Genomic DNA, 17,852 nt, shown 5'->3' with positions numbered 1-17,852 from the left:
TTTATTCTTAGGTAGTATCTGCTTAAAGCCTATAATTTATTTAGTTATACTTTACTTTTATATTAAACATAAATCTTATTATCTAAATATATTTTTAAACGCAAAAAAGCTATAAGATTAGATCTTATAGCTTCAACATTTACAATAATTATCTTCTATTGTTTTGTTGTTTTTTAGCTCTTCTACAATCAACGCATCTTACTGGTTCATTGTCGAATCCTTTTTCTTTGTAAAAAGCTTGTTCTCCTTCAGTGAAAACGAAGTCTTTTCCGCAATCTCTGCAAACGATAGTTTTATCTGCCATTTCAATTCCTCCATTTTTAAAGATTTATAAGTGATTAACAAATTCTCTAAAACTGGAGAAAATTATTATCTTCTTATATCTTTACTTTTTATTACTCATTTATAATATCACATTTATTATTTTGATGCAAGGATTATTTTCCTTGTAAAGTCACTAATTCTCTAAGGAACAAGTCTGCTCTTATCCCTTGGAAATAGAGTTGTTTCCCTCACATTACTAAATCCTAGCAATAAGGCTAAAAACCTTTCCAAACCTATAGCAAAACCTCCATGTGGTGGAACTCCATATTTAAAAATATCAATATAACTTTTAAAATCTTCCGGATTTAACCCTTTAGCTGTAAAGCTCTCTATTAACATAGAGTAATCATCAATTCTTTGTCCCCCAGATGTTATTTCCATTCCTCTAAATATAAGGTCAAAAGATTTAGTCCCCTCGTTTCCCTTAGGCATTGTATACATAGGTCTTTTTTCTCTGTAATAATTAGTTATGAATATAAAATCTGAATTAAACTTCTCTTTAGCATATTTGCTTATAAGTTCTTCTCCTTCAGAATCTAAATCAATGTCATTAATAATCTTTCCATAGTTTTCTTTTAATATTTTTAAAGCCTCTTTAAATTCTATTCTTGGTATCATATCGATTTGAGGCACATCAACATTCAATAACTTAATATATCTTTCCCCTTCATTAATTAACTTGTTAAACATATATTTTAGTAAGTTTTCTTCAATATCTATAATTGAATTTTCATCTTCTATAAATGCCAACTCTACGTCCATACTTGTAAATTGGTTTAGATGTCTTCTTGTATCATGCTCTTCTGCTCTAAAAAAGTTTCCAATTTCGAAAACTCTTTCATATCCTGCCGCTATCATCATCTGCTTATAAAACTGTGGACTTTGAGATAAATAGGCTTCTTTCCCGAAATAATTTAATTTGAATACAGATGTTCCTCCTTCAGCACCCTCAGCTACAATTTTAGGGGAAAATATTTCTGTAAAATCTTCTTTTGATAAAAACTCTCTAAACCCCTGCAACAATATATGCTGAACTTTAAATATTGCATTATTTTTTTCATTTCTAAGACTTAGAACTCTATTATTTAATAATGTTTCTAAAGAAATATCTAAAGAATTTTTATTTACTTCTATAGGAAGTATCTCATCTACTTTATTTATAACGTTAATTTCTTCAACTATTACTTCAAAATTATTTAAAGAGTTTTTTCCTTCTTTAGCTACTCCAGTTATCTCTACTACAGATTCATTTGTTAAATTATTTAAATCTATATCTTTGTCAACCACACATTGAACCATTCCACTTCTATCTCTTACTATTACAAAGGAAATATTTTTTAAAATTCTAACTCTGTGAACCCAACCTTGTATAAATATTTTTTCTCCTATAGACCCTTCTAGCCTACTAATCATTATTCTTTTCATAATTGACTCCTTTCATTTTAAAAACTTTTATTTAATTTTTCAAATGTCCGAACATTCTAATGTTCGAATGTTCGGACATTTGAATAAAAAACTAACTCTCAAATAATAAAAAAAGCTTCACTCCATTTAGGAGCAAAGCTATACTTCACGGTACCATCCTAATTAACCTTAGAATATATATAAATAAAAACAAAAAACTCACTCCATAACAGGAGTGAGTTTACCCACGGTGCCATCCTTATTTAATCTAATATCTAAAAAGATTATCTTTAAGCCTTTTAACGGTAGCAACCGATTTATCCTACTAAATTTCAAATAAATTTCTCTAAGGTGTCTTTCACTAAAAATTTTTCTGCGAAGCTTTCACCATCCTTCGCTCTCTATAAGAATTCTAATTAGTTACTATCCTCTTCATAGAATTTATAATATTTTATATATTATATTCCTAAACCCAAAAGAAAGTCAATACTATTAAATATCTTAATACTCAATCCATGTAGTCAGTTCTTTTGTTGATATTCTTTGTACTGCATTTTTAGTACTCTCAGAGTAACCTAAATATATAAATGCTAATACTTCATCTTTTTCCTTAAGATAAAAAAACTCTTTCATCCTAGGGTGATAACACTCCTTGCCAGTCTTCCAATATGCAGATATTCCTAATGAATGAGCTGTAAGCAACATATTTTGTATTCCAGCATATACCGCTCCAAGCTCCTCAATCCTTATTACTCTTTCCTTTTCACTTACTTCTGCTGCAACAGCTATAATGACTGGTGCTCTGAATGGTTTATTTCGTTCTAATTCTAATCTCTTTTTTCCTTCTTCTGTATTTGGATCTGTACCTAAATCAATTGCAATCTCTTCAATTACCTTAGATAAAGAATGTCTTCCTTCCTTTGTTATAACAAAAAATCTCCAAGGTTGTGTTAAGAATCTTGTAGGTGCCCACTTTGCAGACTCTATTATTTCTTCAATTATTTCTTTAGGAACCTCTTTATTCTCAACATTGCCTATGGATCTTCTATTAATTATCGCCTCTTTTAATTCCATAGTCATCACTCCTAGTAATTGATAATAATTCTTAATTAAATTATAAAATAAAAAAGAAGTTATAGCAAACTATTTGATAGTTTAGCTATAACTTCCTTGTATTTATATTCTATACTTCTTTTTTAAGTGCTGATAGAAGAACTCCACTTACTACAGTTCCTGCTACCATAGCTATTAAATACATTCCAAGCCCAGTTACTACGTTTGGTAAAGCTAATACGAATGCTCCACCGTGAGGAACTGCTAATGTAACATTAAATAACATTGAAAGTGCTCCTGCTACTCCTGATCCAGCCATAAGTGAAGGTATTACTCTTACAGGGTCAGCTGCTGCAAATGGTATAGCTCCTTCTGTTATGAATGCTAATCCCATTACCCAGTTAGCTTTTCCAGCTTCTCTTTCTTCAACAGTAAATTTTTTCTTTGACATAACTGTTGCCAATGCTATTCCTAAAGGAGGTACCATACCAGCTACCATAACCGCTGCCATTATAGCTGAAGAACTTCCATTAGCTAAAGTTGCTGTTCCAAATACGTATGCAGCTTTATTTATAGGACCACCCATATCTGCGGCCATCATTATTCCTAAGATTAAACCTAAAAGAACTTTACTACTTCCGCTTAAACTAACTAATCCAGAATTCATTGCATCGTTAATTGCCTTAACAGGACCACCTAAAACAAAAGTCATTATGATTGCGATTATAAAAGTTGATAATACTGGGATAATTAGTACTGGCATTAATCCATCCATAGATTTTGGTAATTTGATATATTTTCTAATTCCTATAACAACATAACCAGCTATAAATCCAGCAAGTAATGCTCCTAAGAATCCAGCACCTATGGTATTAGCTAAAGCTCCACCTACAAATCCAGGTACTATACCAGGTCTATCTGCTATTGAGTATGCTATAAATCCAGCAAGTACAGGTACCATGAATGCGAATGCTGCTTTACCTGTTGAGAATATTACTTCTCCAAATGAACCTACATTTTCATAAACATAGATTCCGCCAAATGCAAATCCTAATGCTATTAATATACCACCTGCAACAACAAAAGGAATCATGTATGATACACCAGTCATAAGATGTTTATATACACCTTTCTTTTGTGAAGAACCTTCTTTTTTCTCCTTATTTGCTTCTTCAGATACTTCAGCTTTTAAAACCTTAGCACCTTTAGCTTTTTCAATAAGTCCTTTAGCATCCTTTATTGCTTCAGAAACCGCCACTTCTACTAATGCTTTTCCAACAAATCTATCTTTAGATACGTTAGTGTCTGCTGCTATGATAACACAGTTTGCTTCAGCAATGTCTTTTTCTGTTAATACGTTTTCAACACCTACAGAACCTTGAGTTTCAACCTTAATTTGATGACCCATTTCTTTAGCTGCCATTTCTAATGCCTCGGCAGCCATGTATGTATGGGCTATTCCTGTTGGACAGGATGTTATTGCTACTATTTTCATAATAATACCCCCATAATAAATTTTAATATTTTACTCAAATACTTTTATAAATTCTTCAAAATTACTTGAATTCATGATTGCGTTTCTTACATTTTCATGCATTAATTTTCTTGATATTTGACTTAATGCTCTTAAGTGTATGTCGTTACTATCTTGTGGTACTGCTATTAAGAAAAATAAGTGTGCAGGCTTATCATCCATTGAACCATAATCTATTCCCTGATCACTTTTACCAAAAACTATAGCAGCCTCATTTACTGAATCGCTTTTACCATGTGGTATAGCTATTCCCATTCCTATTCCTGTAGAAAACTCCTCCTCTCTTTTTAGTACTGCTTTTCTAAATGTCTCTTTGTCGTTAATCTTGCCATCTTTAACTAATATATCTATTAATTCATCTATTGCTTCTAATTTATTTTTAGCTCCTAATTGTAAGCAAACTCTTTCTTTAGAAAACATATCTTTTATTTCCATGTTATATCCTCCTTATAAGTTCCATTGATTTTGGTAGTAATTCTTCAACTTGTTTTTTGCTACATGCCTCTGTACCTTCTAAAGTAACTGTAGCCGCTCCACAAGCTTGAGCAAAACCTAATGTATTTTCGTCATCTAATTCTTTTACCATAGAATACACTAAAGCTGCAACCATGGAGTCTCCTGCACCTACGGTGCTTTTTACAGGTACTTTTAATCCTCCAGCTATGTATTTTCCTTTATCAGTTATATATAACGCTCCTCTGGATCCCATAGATACTAGTATATTAGATATCTTCATATTATTTTTTACCAACAAAGCTTTTTCTAATATACTTTTTTCGTCCTTTAGATCCTCATTGAACATAATTGACAATTCATGATCATTTGGCTTTATGGCAAAAGGTTTTTCTTTCATTCCTTCTTCCAAAAGCTCCCCTTCAGCATCAATAATTACTAAAGCACCTTTTTCTTTTGCGATTCCTGTCAAAACTTTATATATATCTTTTGATACACCTCGAGGTACTCCACCTGATAGAACAACTATATCCCCTTCTTTGCAAACTTCTTTATATATATCTATAAATTCATTCAGCTCTTCTGTAGATATCTGAGGACCAGCTTCATTTATATCAGTATAAGTTTTATTAATATTATCTACTATCTTCATATTGGTTCTAGTATCATTTTTTATCTTCACAAATCTATGAGTTATATTCCTTTTATCTAATTCAGATTCAAAAGATTTTCTAAATACTCCGCCTAAAAAACCTATTGCTAAGGAATCTATTCCTAAATTTTTTAGAACCTTAGAAACGTTAACACCTTTTCCTCCAATATCATGTCTCACATCCATGGTTCTATTTACAGATCCCAACTGAAAGCCATCTACAATTAGTGTTTTATCTATTGCTGGATTAAGCGTCACAGTTATTACCATCAAATCACCTCCTATATCTAAGTTGTTATTATTTCCACTCCAACTTCTTCATATTCCTCAATTATTCTTTTATCAATATCATCACTAGTTATTATCATACTTACAGCTTTAACTGGACATATAACTGAAAACGAAACGTTTTCGAATTTGCTACTATCTGCCATTACTATAACTTTTTTAGCATGATTCATCATAATTTTTTTAGTTTGGGCCTCTGCATAGTTAGGAGTAGTTATTCCCTCTTCTATAGATATACCGTTAGCCCCTAAAAAAACTTTATCTACTCTAAAGTTTCGAAGTACGGCTTCTGCCATGTTACCAACCATTGCTCTTGTATTAACTCTTAATGATCCACCTGTTACTATTATTTCTATATCTTTATTACTAGATAGTTCTGATGCAATATCAATAGAATTAGTTATTATAGTCAAGTTTTTAGCTTTAATTCTTTTTGCTAACTCTAAAGTAGTTGTCCCAGAATCCATTATTATTGTATCTCCATCTTGAATGAATTCACTTGCAGTTTCTGCTATCTTTTTTTTCTGATCAATTCTTTCGTCTTTCTTATCTTGAAATGAAGGTTCATAATTCGTTTTATTATCTAACCCTACAGCTCCCCCATGTGTTCTCGTAAGAAGATTCTTTTCTTCCATCTCCTGCAAATCTCTTCTTATGGTTGACTCTGATACATTGAGCATTAATGATATTTCATTTACCTTTATACTGCTCTTTTCTTTTAAAATTTCAGAAATGATTTGTTGTCTTTGTTGCGCAAACATGATATATTTCACACCTTATCTTAAAATATTTGCTCATTTTTGCATTTGTTTGATTGCTTAATCTCATTTTATATTAACAACTTAAACTTGTCAACAAAAATAATCATATTTATTCACAAATGAGCACAAACGAATAAATCGACATCTTATACTTTTCTTATATAAAATAAAACATTCATTTGAATGTTTTTAGGATACTATATTAATTATATTAGATTAAAAACAAAAAAACACTAGGAAAAATCCTAGTGTAATAATCAAATTGGCTCCGCGAAGAGGGCTCGAACCTCCAACCTATCGGTTAACAGCCGAGTGCTCCACCATTGAGCTATCGCGGAACAAAATTTGGCGACTTCCTACTCTCCCACACAGTCTCCCATGCAGTACCATCGGCGTAATAAAGCTTAACGATCCTGTTCGGAATGGGAAGGGGTGTTACCTTTATGCCATTATCACCAAATATATTATGAAAGAATTTTGTTCTTTCAAAATTGCACGTAAGTTCATTTAATAATATATATTCCAGTTAACTTATTGGTCAAGCCCTCGATCTATTAGTATGAGTCAGCTAAATATGTTACCACACTTACACCTCTCACCTATCAACCTTGTGTTCTTCAAGGGATCTTACTAGATTACTCTATGGGAAATCTTATCTTGAGGTGGGCTTCACGCTTAGATGCCTTCAGCGTTTATCCCTTCCCGACTTAGCTACCCAGCTATGCTCCTGGCGGAACAACTGGTACACCAGAGGTCAGTCCATCCCGGTCCTCTCGTACTAAGGACAGCTCCTCTCAAATTTCCTACGCCCGCGACGGATAGGGACCGAACTGTCTCACGACGTTCTGAACCCAGCTCGCGTGCCGCTTTAATGGGCGAACAGCCCAACCCTTGGGACCTACTTCAGCCCCAGGATGCGACGAGCCGACATCGAGGTGCCAAACCTCCCCGTCGATGTGGACTCTTGGGGGAGATCAGCCTGTTATCCCCGAGGTAGCTTTTATCCGTTGAGCGATGGCCCTCCCACGAGGTACCACCGGATCACTAAGTCCGACTTTCGTCCCTGCTCCACTTGTAGGTGTCGCAGTCAGGCTCCCTTCTGCCTTTGCACTCTTCGAAGGATTTCCGACCCTTCTGAGGGAACCTTTGAGCGCCTCCGTTACTTTTTCGGAGGCGACCGCCCCAGTCAAACTGCCCATCTAACAATGTCCTGTCACCAGTTTCATGGTGTCCAGTTAGAATTCCAGTACTATCAGGGTGGTATCCCAAGGTTGACTCCACTAAAGCTGACGCCCTAGTTTCCCAGTCTCCCACCTATCCTGTACAGACAATACCGAAACTCAATGCTAAACTACAGTAAAGCTCTACGGGGTCTTTCCGTCCAATCGCGGGTAGCAAGCATCTTCACTTGCACTACAACTTCGCCGGATTTGCAGTTGAGACAGTGCCCAAATCATTACGCCATTCGTGCGGGTCGGAACTTACCCGACAAGGAATTTCGCTACCTTAGGACCGTTATAGTTACGGCCGCCGTTTACTGGGGCTTAAGTTCACACCTTCGCTTGCGCTAAGTGTTCCCCTTAACCTTCCAGCACCGGGCAGGCGTCAGCCCCTATACATCAGCTTTCGCTTTAGCAGAGACCTGTGTTTTTGCTAAACAGTTGCTTGGGCCTATTCTCTGCGACCTACTCTCGTAGGCACCCCTTCTCCCGAAGTTACGGGGTCAATTTGCCGAGTTCCTTAACTGCAATTCTTCCGCCGGCCTTAGGATTCTCTCCTCACCTACCTGTGTCGGTTTGCGGTACGGGCACTACTTTTCTCCCTAGACGCTTTTCTTGGCAGCGTGGAATCATGTACTTCATCCATAAATGGACTTCCCCATCACACCTCAGAATTGTTAAAACGGATTTTCCTGTCTTAACTCCCTAAGTGCTTAGACTAGCATCCAATAGCTAGCACACACTATCCTCCTGCGTCACGCCATCGGTAATAACGATGGTAGTGGTATAGGAATATCAACCTATTGTCCATCACCTACGCCTTTCGGCCTCGGCTTAGGTCCCGACTAACCCTCAGCGGACGAGCCTTCCTGAGGAAACCTTAGGTTTTCGGCCTGTGAGATTCTCACTCACATCTCGCTACTAATGCCAACATTCTCACTCGTAAACAGTCCACCGCTCCTTTCGGTACGACTTCTGCCCGTTTACGACGCTCCTCTACCGCTTACATTACTGTAAGCCCGTAGCTTCGGTGGTAAGTTTGAGCCCCGAACATCTTCGGCGCAGGATCTCTCGACTAGTGAGCTATTACGCACTCTTTTAATGAGTGGCTGCTTCTAAGCCAACATCCTAGTTGTCTTCGAAATCCCACATCCTTTTCCACTTAACTTACACTTTGGGACCTTAGCTGACGATCTGGGCTGTTTCCCTTTTGACTACGGATCTTATCATTCGCAGTCTGACTGCCGAACTAATAGTATATGGCATTCGGAGTTTGATAAGGTTCGGTAAGCGATATGCCCCCTAGCCCATTCAGTGCTCTACCTCCATTACTCATATTCGACGCTAGCCCTAAAGCTATTTCGAGGAGAACCAGCTATCTCCGAGTTCGATTGGAATTTCTCCGCTATCCACAGCTCATCCCATGGTTTTTCAACACCAACGTGGTTCGGTCCTCCACGAGATTTTACTCTCGCTTCAACCTGGCCATGGATAGGTCACCCGGTTTCGGGTCCACGACATGCAACTTTGTGCCCTATTAAGACTCGGTTTCCCTTCGGCTCCGTACCTTAAGTACTTAACCTCGCTACATATCGTGACTCGTTGGCTCGTTCTACAAAAAGCACGTCATCACACATATAAAGTGCTATGACCGGTTGTGGGCATACGGTTTCAGGTTCTATTTCACTCCCCTCCCGGGGTTCTTTTCACCTTTCCCTCACGGTACTTCTTCACTATCGGTCATCGGGTAGTATTTAGCCTTGGGAGGTGGTCCTCCCTGCTTCCCACAAGGTTTCACGTGTCTCGTGGTACTCTGGATCAGAACTTACTATTTCGCGTTTTCATCTACAGGACTATTACCTTATGCGGTGGAACTTTCCAGTTCTCTTCGATTAACGTAATTTAGCTTTTATGTTCTGTCCGCAACCCCAGAAATAAATTTCTGGTTTGGGCTCTTTCCCTTTCGCTCGCCGCTACTTAGGAAATCGATTTTTCTTTCTCTTCCTTCAGGTACTTAGATGTTTCAGTTCCCTGAGTTTACCCTCCATAAGCTATGTATTCACTTATGGATACATGGGGTTTCCCATGTGAGTTTCCTCATTCGGACATCTCTGGATCACAGGCTATTTGCGCCTACCCAGAGCTTTTCGCAGCTTATCGCGTCCTTCTTCGGCTCCCGATGCCAAGGCATTCACCATACGCCCTTTATATCTTGACCTATGTCATTCTATAAAAGAATTTGATTAATTAATTGCCAACTGGCTTTATTATATATTACTTTACTTACTTATGTGCAATTTTCAAAGAACATTGAACAACTTATGGTCGTTCAAAATTAAACAGAGGAAAACGTAAATCTTTGTCAATTATATTGACTGAATTTTATACTTAAATTCTACTAAGTTGTAGTTTTAAGTAATTTCTCCATAGAAAGGAGGTGATCCAGCCGCAGGTTCTCCTACGGCTACCTTGTTACGACTTCACCCCAATCGCTGACCCTACCTTCGGCCGCGCCCTCCTAAAAGGTTAGGCTACGGACTTCGGGTATTGCCAACTCTCATGGTGTGACGGGCGGTGTGTACAAGGCCCGGGAACGTATTCACCGCGACATTCTGATTCGCGATTACTAGCAACTCCAGCTTCATGCAGGCGAGTTTCAGCCTGCAATCCGAACTGAGACGAGTTTTATAAGTTTTGCTCCACCTCGCGGCTTTGCGTCTCTTTGTACTCGCCATTGTAGCACGTGTGTAGCCCTAGACATAAGGGGCATGATGATTTGACGTCATCCCCACCTTCCTCCGCGTTAACCACGGCAGTCTTGCTAGAGTGCTCAACTAAATGGTAGCAACTAACAATAAGGGTTGCGCTCGTTGCGGGACTTAACCCAACATCTCACGACACGAGCTGACGACAACCATGCACCACCTGTCTTCCTGTCCTCCCCGAAGGGAGAACTTCCTCGATTAAGAGTAATTCAGGAGATGTCAAGTCTAGGTAAGGTTCTTCGCGTTGCTTCGAATTAAACCACATGCTCCGCTGCTTGTGCGGGCCCCCGTCAATTCCTTTGAGTTTTAATCTTGCGACCGTACTCCCCAGGCGGGGTACTTATTGTGTTAACGGCGGCACAGGGGGAGTCGATACCCCCTACACCTAGTACCCATCGTTTACGGCGTGGACTACCAGGGTATCTAATCCTGTTTGCTCCCCACGCTTTCGAGCCTCAGCGTCAGTTATTGTCCAGAAAGTCGCCTTCGCCACTGGTGTTCTTCCTAATCTCTACGCATTTCACCGCTACACTAGGAATTCCACTTTCCTCTCCAACACTCTAGACACCCAGTTTGGAATGCAGCACCCAAGTTAAGCCCAGGTATTTCACATCCCACTTAAGTATCCGCCTACGCTCCCTTTACGCCCAGTAAATCCGGACAACGCTTGCCACCTACGTATTACCGCGGCTGCTGGCACGTAGTTAGCCGTGGCTTCCTCCTCAGGTACCGTCATTATCGTCCCTGAAGACAGAGCTTTACAACCCGAAGGCCTTCATCACTCACGCGGCGTTGCTGCATCAGGGTTTCCCCCATTGTGCAATATTCCCCACTGCTGCCTCCCGTAGGAGTCTGGGCCGTGTCTCAGTCCCAATGTGGCCGATCACCCTCTCAGGTCGGCTACGCATCGTCGCCTTGGTGAGCCGTTACCTCACCAACTAGCTAATGCGCCGCGGGCCCATCTGATAGCGGATTACTCCTTTGGTCATTTGAAGATGCCTTCATTTGACTTTATGCGGTATTAATCTCCCTTTCGGGAGGCTATCCCCCTCTATCAGGCAGGTTGCCCACGTGTTACTCACCCGTCCGCCGCTAGGAAATTACCGAAGCAATTTCCTCGCTCGACTTGCATGTGTTAAGCACGCCGCCAGCGTTCGTCCTGAGCCAGGATCAAACTCTCAATTTAAGTGACGCTTAAATAATTAAGTGCACAAATTTCAGTTTAATCTTACTCTAAGAATTACGTTGACTATAAAATAAGTTTATTCAAAACTTCTTAAGTTTCCTCTGTTTAATTTTCAAAGACCATTTTTTCTTTTTCGCTAATCTCTCTCAGCGACAAGTGTTATCTTATCACACAGCTTTTTGCATGTCAACAACTTTTTTTCATTTTTTGTTGATCAATTTCTTACTAAGAAATGTTTGCCTTCACTTGCGACGTGTTTTATCTTAACATCTACGAAACATATAAATCCTCCTATCAAAACTAAATTAACGCATATAAATTCCCTTTACTACAAAATACTCATTTTTTCTCACTTTTTTTATTATTGATACACTAGGATATGTTTATATTTATTTTTTCTTATTTAATACAATTATGACTTCATATAAGAATATTCTCCTATCTGATATTAAATACTTATTTATGTTAATAATATGTAATACCAGATTAAAGTATAGAGATTTTATATCAAATTTAATAATCTTTCACTATTATAATATCTTAACCACAATTTAAATAACTGGTATAATATTAATCATATATTCTATAAAGGGGGAAATTAGATGAAAGATTTTACTAACTACATTACATATGCAATAATGGCCATTAATATTATTGTTGGTACTGCTATAGTTGTTTTGGAAAGAAAAAAACCCGAAAAAACAATAGCTTGGTTACTAATTCTATTATTACTCCCTCCTGTTGGTTTAATTCTTTATATATTCTTAGGTCAAAATTGGAAAATACATAAATTGAATGATCGCATATCTAATGAAATAAAGGATTTAATAACTCCTATAATAAAGGAATATAAACTTAAACAATATACTCCGCTTATTGAACTCCTTGCTAATAATAGTGATTCTCCTATATTTCCAAATAACGATATCAAATTCTATACTAATGGAGAGGATAAGTTTAATGATTTAAAAGAACAACTCCTAAATGCCACTCATCATATTCATTTAGAGTATTATATTGTAAAAAGTGATAATATAGGAAACGAAATAAAGGATATCCTTATAAAAAAGGCGAAAGAAGGCGTTAGAGTTAGATTCATTATAGATAGAGTGGGCGCTAAAATGAAAAAGGCTTATATAAAAGATTTAAAAGACAATGGAATCGATATTGTATTCTACTCTTATTTCTTAGCTCCACTATTACGCCCTATAAATACCCAAATAAATTATAGAAACCATAGAAAAATAGCCATAATAGATGGAAAGGTAGGTTTTTTAGGTGGTATAAACATCGGAGATGAATACCTAGGCAAAAGTAAATTCGGTTACTGGAGAGATACTCATCTTATGGTTAGTGGTGACTTCGTTATGGCTCTTCAGGCAGTTTTTTTAGATGATTTTTTAACAATACAAAAGGCAAATAACGAATACTCTTTTTATGATGATGAATTTGATCAATACTTTCCTGCAACTTCAGTAAAAAATGATGTTCTTATGCAACTAGTTAAAAGTGGACCTGACTCTGAATTTCCAGCAATAATGCAGGGAATGTTAAAAATGATAACAATGGCAAAAAAGAATATTTATATATCCACACCTTATTTTGTCCCTAACGAAAGTATAATGGATGCTTTAAGAATAGCTTCATTAGGTGGAGTGGATATTAAAATAATTTTCCCGGAGCAAGCAGACCACTTTACTGTTAATAAAGCTTCACGGACATATTTAGGAGAACTGATGCGTTGTGGAGTAAAAGTATATTTTTATGATAAAACAGCTTTTATCCATTCTAAAACTATGACTGTAGATGGGAAACTATTTACTTTAGGTACAGCTAACATGGATATCAGAAGTTATGATTTAAATTATGAAATTAACTGTGTGGTTTATGATGAGCATAAAACTAAAGAACTTGATGATATCTTCAATAATGATTTACTTAGATGCAGAGAATTTCCTCTAGAAGAATATGAAAATGAAGGAAAAGTTGATAAATTCATAGAGGGAATTGCTAGAATTTTTTCATCTCTACTATAAAATACTCAATTAGTGTATCAATTACATTAATTGAGTATTTTTTATTATATTTACATTAAATTTTTATTACTTCTATATGTTTATATTAGCTAATATTATAGAATAGTGTTATTCAGTAATATCAACTAAAAGGAGTTAATTCCAATGATAAAAAAATTTCTCTATTTAATTCCAATATCTATAATCGTAATTATTTTATATGTTTATTTCAAACCAGATTTGAGGGTTAAATTTATTGAAGAGTTTGATGGAAAAAGTCTCACATCACTAAAAAATGATAAACTTGTACATAGTTTTAAAAAGCGGAAACTATCTAGAAAAATTCCATCCCTTCCTAATGACATAACTTCTATATCTAAAGTAAATAATGTAGATTTAATTTATAACGATGATAAATTAGACCTCTCATCTCCGATTCTTCAAAAAGGACAAAGATACTACATATCAATAAAAGATTTTTGTGAATCAGTAGGTGCAGTTTATAATTACTTTGGAGATAGGTATACAATAGAATTTAACAATCAAATATACACGGTATCAAAAGAAAATAAAAATATATCCTCAAAAGCAGGCACAATAGAGCTTAGAGGTGAAGCTTTAACTAATCATAAAACAGAATATTTATCAGTTTCTGATATTGAAGAAATATTTTCTTTTATAAGTTATTGGGATATTGATAATAATAAAATATCATTCTTCCCTATAGATAATTTGAAGATAAAAATCCCCAAGGCTAATGGTACTATATCTTTAATTAGATTAGAAGACATTTCTGTGGGTGAAGAATATAATGGAGATAATCTACTTAAATTTAAAATGGTAGCACAAAATCTTTATATAAATAATGCAAATTTCTCAATAGCATGGGTTCCTAGATTTAAGGATCCTGAAAATAACGTAGATATAGATCTTTTAAAAGATTTTAACATGACTAATGCTGCATTTATAAATACCCTAGATTACATTATAAATAGGGGTGGTATTATCGGTCTTCATGGCTATACACATCAGTATGGAAATGAAAAGAGCATTGTTAGTTCTGAACTTACAAAAGATTATAATACTAAAGAAGAGGATGTTATAAACATTGTAAATTCAGCAATAACTACAGCAAACTCATTGAATATACCTTATAAGTTTTTTGAATCTCCACATTATAGAGCTACTGAATATCAACAATCTATACTCGAAAAGTATTTTGATTATATATATGAACCTTACGTAGGTATATGGAACAAGCTCCCTTTGGTTAGTCCTAGGAATAATACTACTATATATGTTCCAGCACCTTTAAGTTATGTAAAAGACAACAATGTTCAAGAGTTATTAGATAATATTAAAAGCAACAAAAGCTCATCTCTTGCAAGCTTCTTTTACCATCCATACAAAGAATTTGATTATATAAACATTGATATTAAAGATGGACAACTAAATTATACATATTCTCAAGATGCTCCATTAAATAGAATATTAAAAACACTTGATGATTGTGGATATGTAACAATAAAACTTACTGATATAAAATAGAAAAAAAGATTAGCTGATGTTAAATTAGCTAATCTTTTTCTTTAAATTTACTCTAAAAAACTTAATTGAGTTGAAGATATCTCCTCATAATAAGATGGCATTTCCGTAGATATTTCGTGTATTCTACAATAATCATAAAACATCTTTTTTATCTTTTCGTATTTTAAAATCCTACAGCTATAGTAATTTTTATAATGACTTTGATACTGTTCCTTCACTCCAGGAAATAACTTATCTAGTTTCTCATAATAATAATCACGTTGTCTATCCCTTAATGTTACTCCAAAAAACGGGTAAATATATTTAACCCCATATTTTCTTGCCATATTCAATATTTCCAAGATATTCTCTTCATTATCTTCTATGAATGGTAAAATAGGCATCATAGTTATACCTACATTAATACCAAGCTCTGATAATATACCTATAGCCTCAAATCTTTCTGTTGGACTTGATGCAAAAGGTTCTATCTTTTTGGCCAAGTTATCATCAGCTGTTGTTATTGTTATAGCTACAGATGCATATATCTTGTTTATTTCTTTTAACAAATCTATATCTCTTAAAATTAGATTACTTTTAGTTACAATATTAACTGGATATCTAAAGTCTGCAATTACCTCTAATGCTTTTCTAGTAAGCTTATACTTTCTTTCCACATGAGTATAAGGGTCACTCATAGCCCCAGTTCCTATAGTTCCTTTAATTCTTTTTCTAGCTAATTCATTTTTTAAAAGTTCCACTGCATTTGTTTTTACTAATATATTATCGAAGTTTTCTATCCTATAACACTCACTTCTAGAATCACAATATATACAACCATGTTGGCAGCCTTTATATATATTCATAGTATATTGCACTCCAAACCATTGATTTGGATATTTATTTTTAACTAAAATTGATTTAGCCTCTATTTCCTCTATCATACTATTTAACCTCTTCATATATACTTAATCTAATCTTACCAAACATAATTACACATAAGTGTGTCATATTTAAATATCAATTCCTAAAAACTTTTTAACTAATATTCCAATACCAAAAGATATTACTGCAACACCTAAGCTTATACCTGTCATTTCTAAAAAACGTCTTTTAAACTTTAAATCTTTAGCTATTGAAATATAATAATTAAATCCTGCTATTATTAAGACTACTGAAGCGATCATTATTCCAAGTGCCACTAAGTAATCCTCAGGAGGTAAAAGTAAAAATGGTAATATCAATATAATTACAGTAAACAAATATGCTATTCCTGTATAAGTACAAGACTTTAATGCATCTTTTCTTCCCTCTGATCTAGCAGAAAGGAATTCTGATGATGCCATAGATAAAGTTGCTGAAATTCCTGTAATCAATCCAGACAGTGCTATTATTCTAGTATTTTGAATAGCCAAAGATAAACCTGCTAAGGTTCCAGTAAGTTCTACTAAGGCATCATTTAATCCAAGAACCATAGATCCTACGTATTTAAGTTTTTCCTCATCAAGAAGTCCTAAAAGCTCTTTTTCATGCCTGTCCTCATCATCTGCAATCTCCTTTGCTTTAGGTATTTCCTTTGCTATAATATCATAATTAACCCCAGCAGCCTCTTCTCCTTTTTCTAAAAGTTTTAAAGCAAAGGTAAAGCCTAAAATTCTGCTTATTAGTACATACCAAAACACCTTTAACTTTTTAGGTTTAGCTTCTTTATTGGTGTATTTTTTCCATACAAAGCTATGAGCTTTTTCTTCATTAGCTATTTTTTCTAGAACTTTTCTATTATTATCATTTTTTATTCCTTTCGCTACTTTACTATAAATATAGTATTCAGTAATTTCATCTACTTGCATTTTCTCTACTAATTTTTTTATTGGATCACTTAATAAAATTTCACTCATAATACCTTCACCTCTTTTACATATATATCCATGTCTTCTATAAGTATATTATAAAAAAGTTAAAATAAATAAACAACTTCCATTAATATTTATAATTTAATTTATTTAATTTGAGAATAATAAACTTGAATAATTTTTAAGGAGTGAAGATAAATGAGCGAAAAAAGAAAAATGACCTTTACTGATGAAAATGGAGAAAAAGTTGATTACACAATACTTGACCAATTACTAATAAACTCTAAAGAATATGTAGTCATGGCTCCAGTCGGAAACGAACAAAATATAGAAATATACAAAATGCTATTTGATGCTAAATTAAATGAAAGCCTAGAAGCTGTTGAAAGCGAAAGTGAAATTTCTATGGTAAAAAAAGCTGCACATATTAGTTAGAAATAATAAGACTGTACTTAAATTTGATTTTAAGTACAGTCTTATATCATAAAACAAGTTGATTAATCTATGTACACGTCAATAACTTTAGCAACATAGTCATCTAATCCTGATTTTGATAATACCACAAGAGATTTATCTATTTCCCCTGGAATTTTGGCACTATATGCCTCAGCTTCATTGGTATCATAGTTTTCATCTCTTAATACGATTATATCGTTCCCTTCAGCCACCTCATACTCTTCAAGTATTTCTGCTACACGATCCTCAACTTCCCCAGTAGGACACTCCAATTCTCTTATCTTCTCAATTGCATCTTCAAGCTCTGTCATAATTTTTCCTCCTAAATAACATTATTACAATACTATTCTATCCATTTTAA

The 17,852-nt window shown here is 34.9% G+C and carries 13 protein-coding genes, 1 tRNA gene, 3 rRNA genes and 1 other annotated feature; of the genes, 3 read left to right on the top strand and 14 right to left on the bottom strand.

All coding sequences use genetic code 11. The features are described 5' to 3' along the window. Nucleotides 1-148: 148 nt before the first annotated feature. The 11 genes from P8F83_RS20010 to P8F83_RS19960 all read right to left on the bottom strand — a co-directional run bounded on the left by P8F83_RS20010 (nucleotide 149) and on the right by P8F83_RS19960 (nucleotide 11,640). The gene (locus P8F83_RS20010) at nucleotides 149-304 is read right to left on the bottom strand and encodes a zinc-ribbon domain-containing protein (protein WP_073022141.1); all 156 of its coding nucleotides are present in this window, start codon (nucleotides 302-304) and stop codon (nucleotides 149-151) included. 161 nt (nucleotides 305-465) lie between these two features. Beyond that, nucleotides 466-1,749 (bottom strand): aspartate--tRNA(Asn) ligase, encoded by a 1,284-nt coding sequence (gene aspS, locus P8F83_RS20005; RefSeq protein ID WP_326512399.1) that lies wholly within the window; start codon nucleotides 1,747-1,749, stop codon nucleotides 466-468. A 207-nt stretch (nucleotides 1,750-1,956) separates the two neighbouring features. Then, nucleotides 1,957-2,173, bottom strand: a binding site (T-box leader). A gap of 56 nt (nucleotides 2,174-2,229) precedes the next feature. After that, nucleotides 2,230-2,802 carry a nitroreductase family protein gene (locus P8F83_RS20000; protein ID WP_326512398.1) on the bottom strand — a complete coding sequence of 191 codons (573 nt, stop codon included), beginning with the start codon at nucleotides 2,800-2,802 and terminating at the stop codon, nucleotides 2,230-2,232. 109 nt (nucleotides 2,803-2,911) lie between these two features. Next, on the bottom strand, nucleotides 2,912-4,276 hold the full coding sequence (locus P8F83_RS19995; protein WP_326512397.1) for a PTS fructose transporter subunit IIC: 1,365 nt from the start codon (nucleotides 4,274-4,276) through the stop codon (nucleotides 2,912-2,914). 30 nt (nucleotides 4,277-4,306) lie between these two features. Then, nucleotides 4,307-4,750, bottom strand: coding sequence for a PTS sugar transporter subunit IIA (locus P8F83_RS19990; RefSeq protein ID WP_021803788.1), 444 nt, complete (start codon nucleotides 4,748-4,750; stop codon nucleotides 4,307-4,309). Nucleotide 4,751: 1 nt separating this feature from the next. Beyond that, nucleotides 4,752-5,690, bottom strand: a complete 939-nt coding sequence (pfkB, locus tag P8F83_RS19985) for a 1-phosphofructokinase (RefSeq protein WP_326512396.1) — start codon at nucleotides 5,688-5,690, stop codon at nucleotides 4,752-4,754. A gap of 17 nt (nucleotides 5,691-5,707) precedes the next feature. Next, a complete protein-coding gene (locus P8F83_RS19980; protein WP_073022129.1) occupies nucleotides 5,708-6,469 on the bottom strand; it encodes a DeoR/GlpR family DNA-binding transcription regulator in 762 nt (253 codons plus the stop codon). Nucleotides 6,470-6,732: 263 nt separating this feature from the next. Further along, a tRNA-Asn gene (locus P8F83_RS19975) sits at nucleotides 6,733-6,807 on the bottom strand. A 5-nt stretch (nucleotides 6,808-6,812) separates the two neighbouring features. Beyond that, nucleotides 6,813-6,929, bottom strand: a 5S ribosomal RNA gene (gene rrf / locus P8F83_RS19970). A gap of 74 nt (nucleotides 6,930-7,003) precedes the next feature. Beyond that, nucleotides 7,004-9,907, bottom strand: a 23S ribosomal RNA gene (locus P8F83_RS19965). Between the two features lie 212 nt (nucleotides 9,908-10,119). Next, a 16S ribosomal RNA gene (locus tag P8F83_RS19960) occupies nucleotides 10,120-11,640 on the bottom strand. The 16S, 23S and 5S rRNA genes sit together here with 1 tRNA gene alongside, the layout of an rRNA operon. A 602-nt stretch (nucleotides 11,641-12,242) precedes the next feature. On the opposite strand from P8F83_RS19960, the gene cls reads away from it, so the two are divergent. Next, entirely contained in the window at nucleotides 12,243-13,676 is a 1,434-nt protein-coding gene (gene cls / locus P8F83_RS19955) for a cardiolipin synthase (protein ID WP_326512395.1), read from the top strand. A 144-nt stretch (nucleotides 13,677-13,820) separates the two neighbouring features. Then, nucleotides 13,821-15,203, top strand: coding sequence for a DUF2334 domain-containing protein (locus tag P8F83_RS19950; protein WP_326512394.1), 1,383 nt, complete (start codon nucleotides 13,821-13,823; stop codon nucleotides 15,201-15,203). 47 nt (nucleotides 15,204-15,250) lie between these two features. Here P8F83_RS19950 and P8F83_RS19945 read toward each other — a convergent pair whose 3' ends face one another. After that, entirely contained in the window at nucleotides 15,251-16,126 is an 876-nt protein-coding gene (locus tag P8F83_RS19945) for an SPL family radical SAM protein (protein WP_326512393.1), read from the bottom strand. 69 nt (nucleotides 16,127-16,195) lie between these two features. Next, a complete protein-coding gene (locus P8F83_RS19940; RefSeq protein WP_326512392.1) occupies nucleotides 16,196-17,080 on the bottom strand; it encodes a VIT1/CCC1 transporter family protein in 885 nt (294 codons plus the stop codon). A 153-nt stretch (nucleotides 17,081-17,233) separates the two neighbouring features. Here P8F83_RS19940 and P8F83_RS19935 point away from each other — a divergent pair, with 153 nt between their 5' ends. Then, the gene (locus P8F83_RS19935) at nucleotides 17,234-17,470 is read left to right on the top strand and encodes a DUF1292 domain-containing protein (protein WP_326512391.1); all 237 of its coding nucleotides are present in this window, start codon (nucleotides 17,234-17,236) and stop codon (nucleotides 17,468-17,470) included. Nucleotides 17,471-17,532: 62 nt separating this feature from the next. Here the strand turns inward: P8F83_RS19935 and P8F83_RS19930 are convergent, their stop codons facing one another. Continuing rightward, nucleotides 17,533-17,802 carry a hypothetical protein gene (locus tag P8F83_RS19930; protein ID WP_021803796.1) on the bottom strand — a complete coding sequence of 90 codons (270 nt, stop codon included), beginning with the start codon at nucleotides 17,800-17,802 and terminating at the stop codon, nucleotides 17,533-17,535. Between the last annotated feature and the right edge of the window lie 50 nt (nucleotides 17,803-17,852).

It is taken from the genome of Clostridium intestinale (assembly GCF_035905475.1).
Classification (GTDB): Bacteria; Bacillota; Clostridia; order Clostridiales; family Clostridiaceae; genus Clostridium_T; species Clostridium_T intestinale.
The sequence above is the reverse complement of the archived record's forward strand: the minus strand, read 5'-3'. Positions and strand labels throughout refer to the sequence as shown.

Coding starts and splice junctions, on each gene's coding strand:
- P8F83_RS19950 (WP_326512394.1), top strand. CDS start 13,821: ATGATAAAAAAATTTCTCTATTTAATTCCAATATCTATAATCGTAATT.
- P8F83_RS19930 (WP_021803796.1), bottom strand. CDS start 17,802: ATGACAGAGCTTGAAGATGCAATTGAGAAGATAAGAGAATTGGAGTGT.
- P8F83_RS20000 (WP_326512398.1), bottom strand. CDS start 2,802: ATGGAATTAAAAGAGGCGATAATTAATAGAAGATCCATAGGCAATGTT.
- P8F83_RS19990 (WP_021803788.1), bottom strand. CDS start 4,750: ATGGAAATAAAAGATATGTTTTCTAAAGAAAGAGTTTGCTTACAATTA.
- cls (WP_326512395.1), top strand. CDS start 12,243: ATGAAAGATTTTACTAACTACATTACATATGCAATAATGGCCATTAAT.
- P8F83_RS19935 (WP_326512391.1), top strand. CDS start 17,234: ATGAGCGAAAAAAGAAAAATGACCTTTACTGATGAAAATGGAGAAAAA.
- P8F83_RS19940 (WP_326512392.1), bottom strand. CDS start 17,080: ATGAGTGAAATTTTATTAAGTGATCCAATAAAAAAATTAGTAGAGAAA.
- P8F83_RS19980 (WP_073022129.1), bottom strand. CDS start 6,469: ATGTTTGCGCAACAAAGACAACAAATCATTTCTGAAATTTTAAAAGAA.
- P8F83_RS20010 (WP_073022141.1), bottom strand. CDS start 304: ATGGCAGATAAAACTATCGTTTGCAGAGATTGCGGAAAAGACTTCGTT.
- P8F83_RS19995 (WP_326512397.1), bottom strand. CDS start 4,276: ATGAAAATAGTAGCAATAACATCCTGTCCAACAGGAATAGCCCATACA.
- aspS (WP_326512399.1), bottom strand. CDS start 1,749: ATGAAAAGAATAATGATTAGTAGGCTAGAAGGGTCTATAGGAGAAAAA.
- P8F83_RS19945 (WP_326512393.1), bottom strand. CDS start 16,126: ATGATAGAGGAAATAGAGGCTAAATCAATTTTAGTTAAAAATAAATAT.
- pfkB (WP_326512396.1), bottom strand. CDS start 5,690: ATGGTAATAACTGTGACGCTTAATCCAGCAATAGATAAAACACTAATT.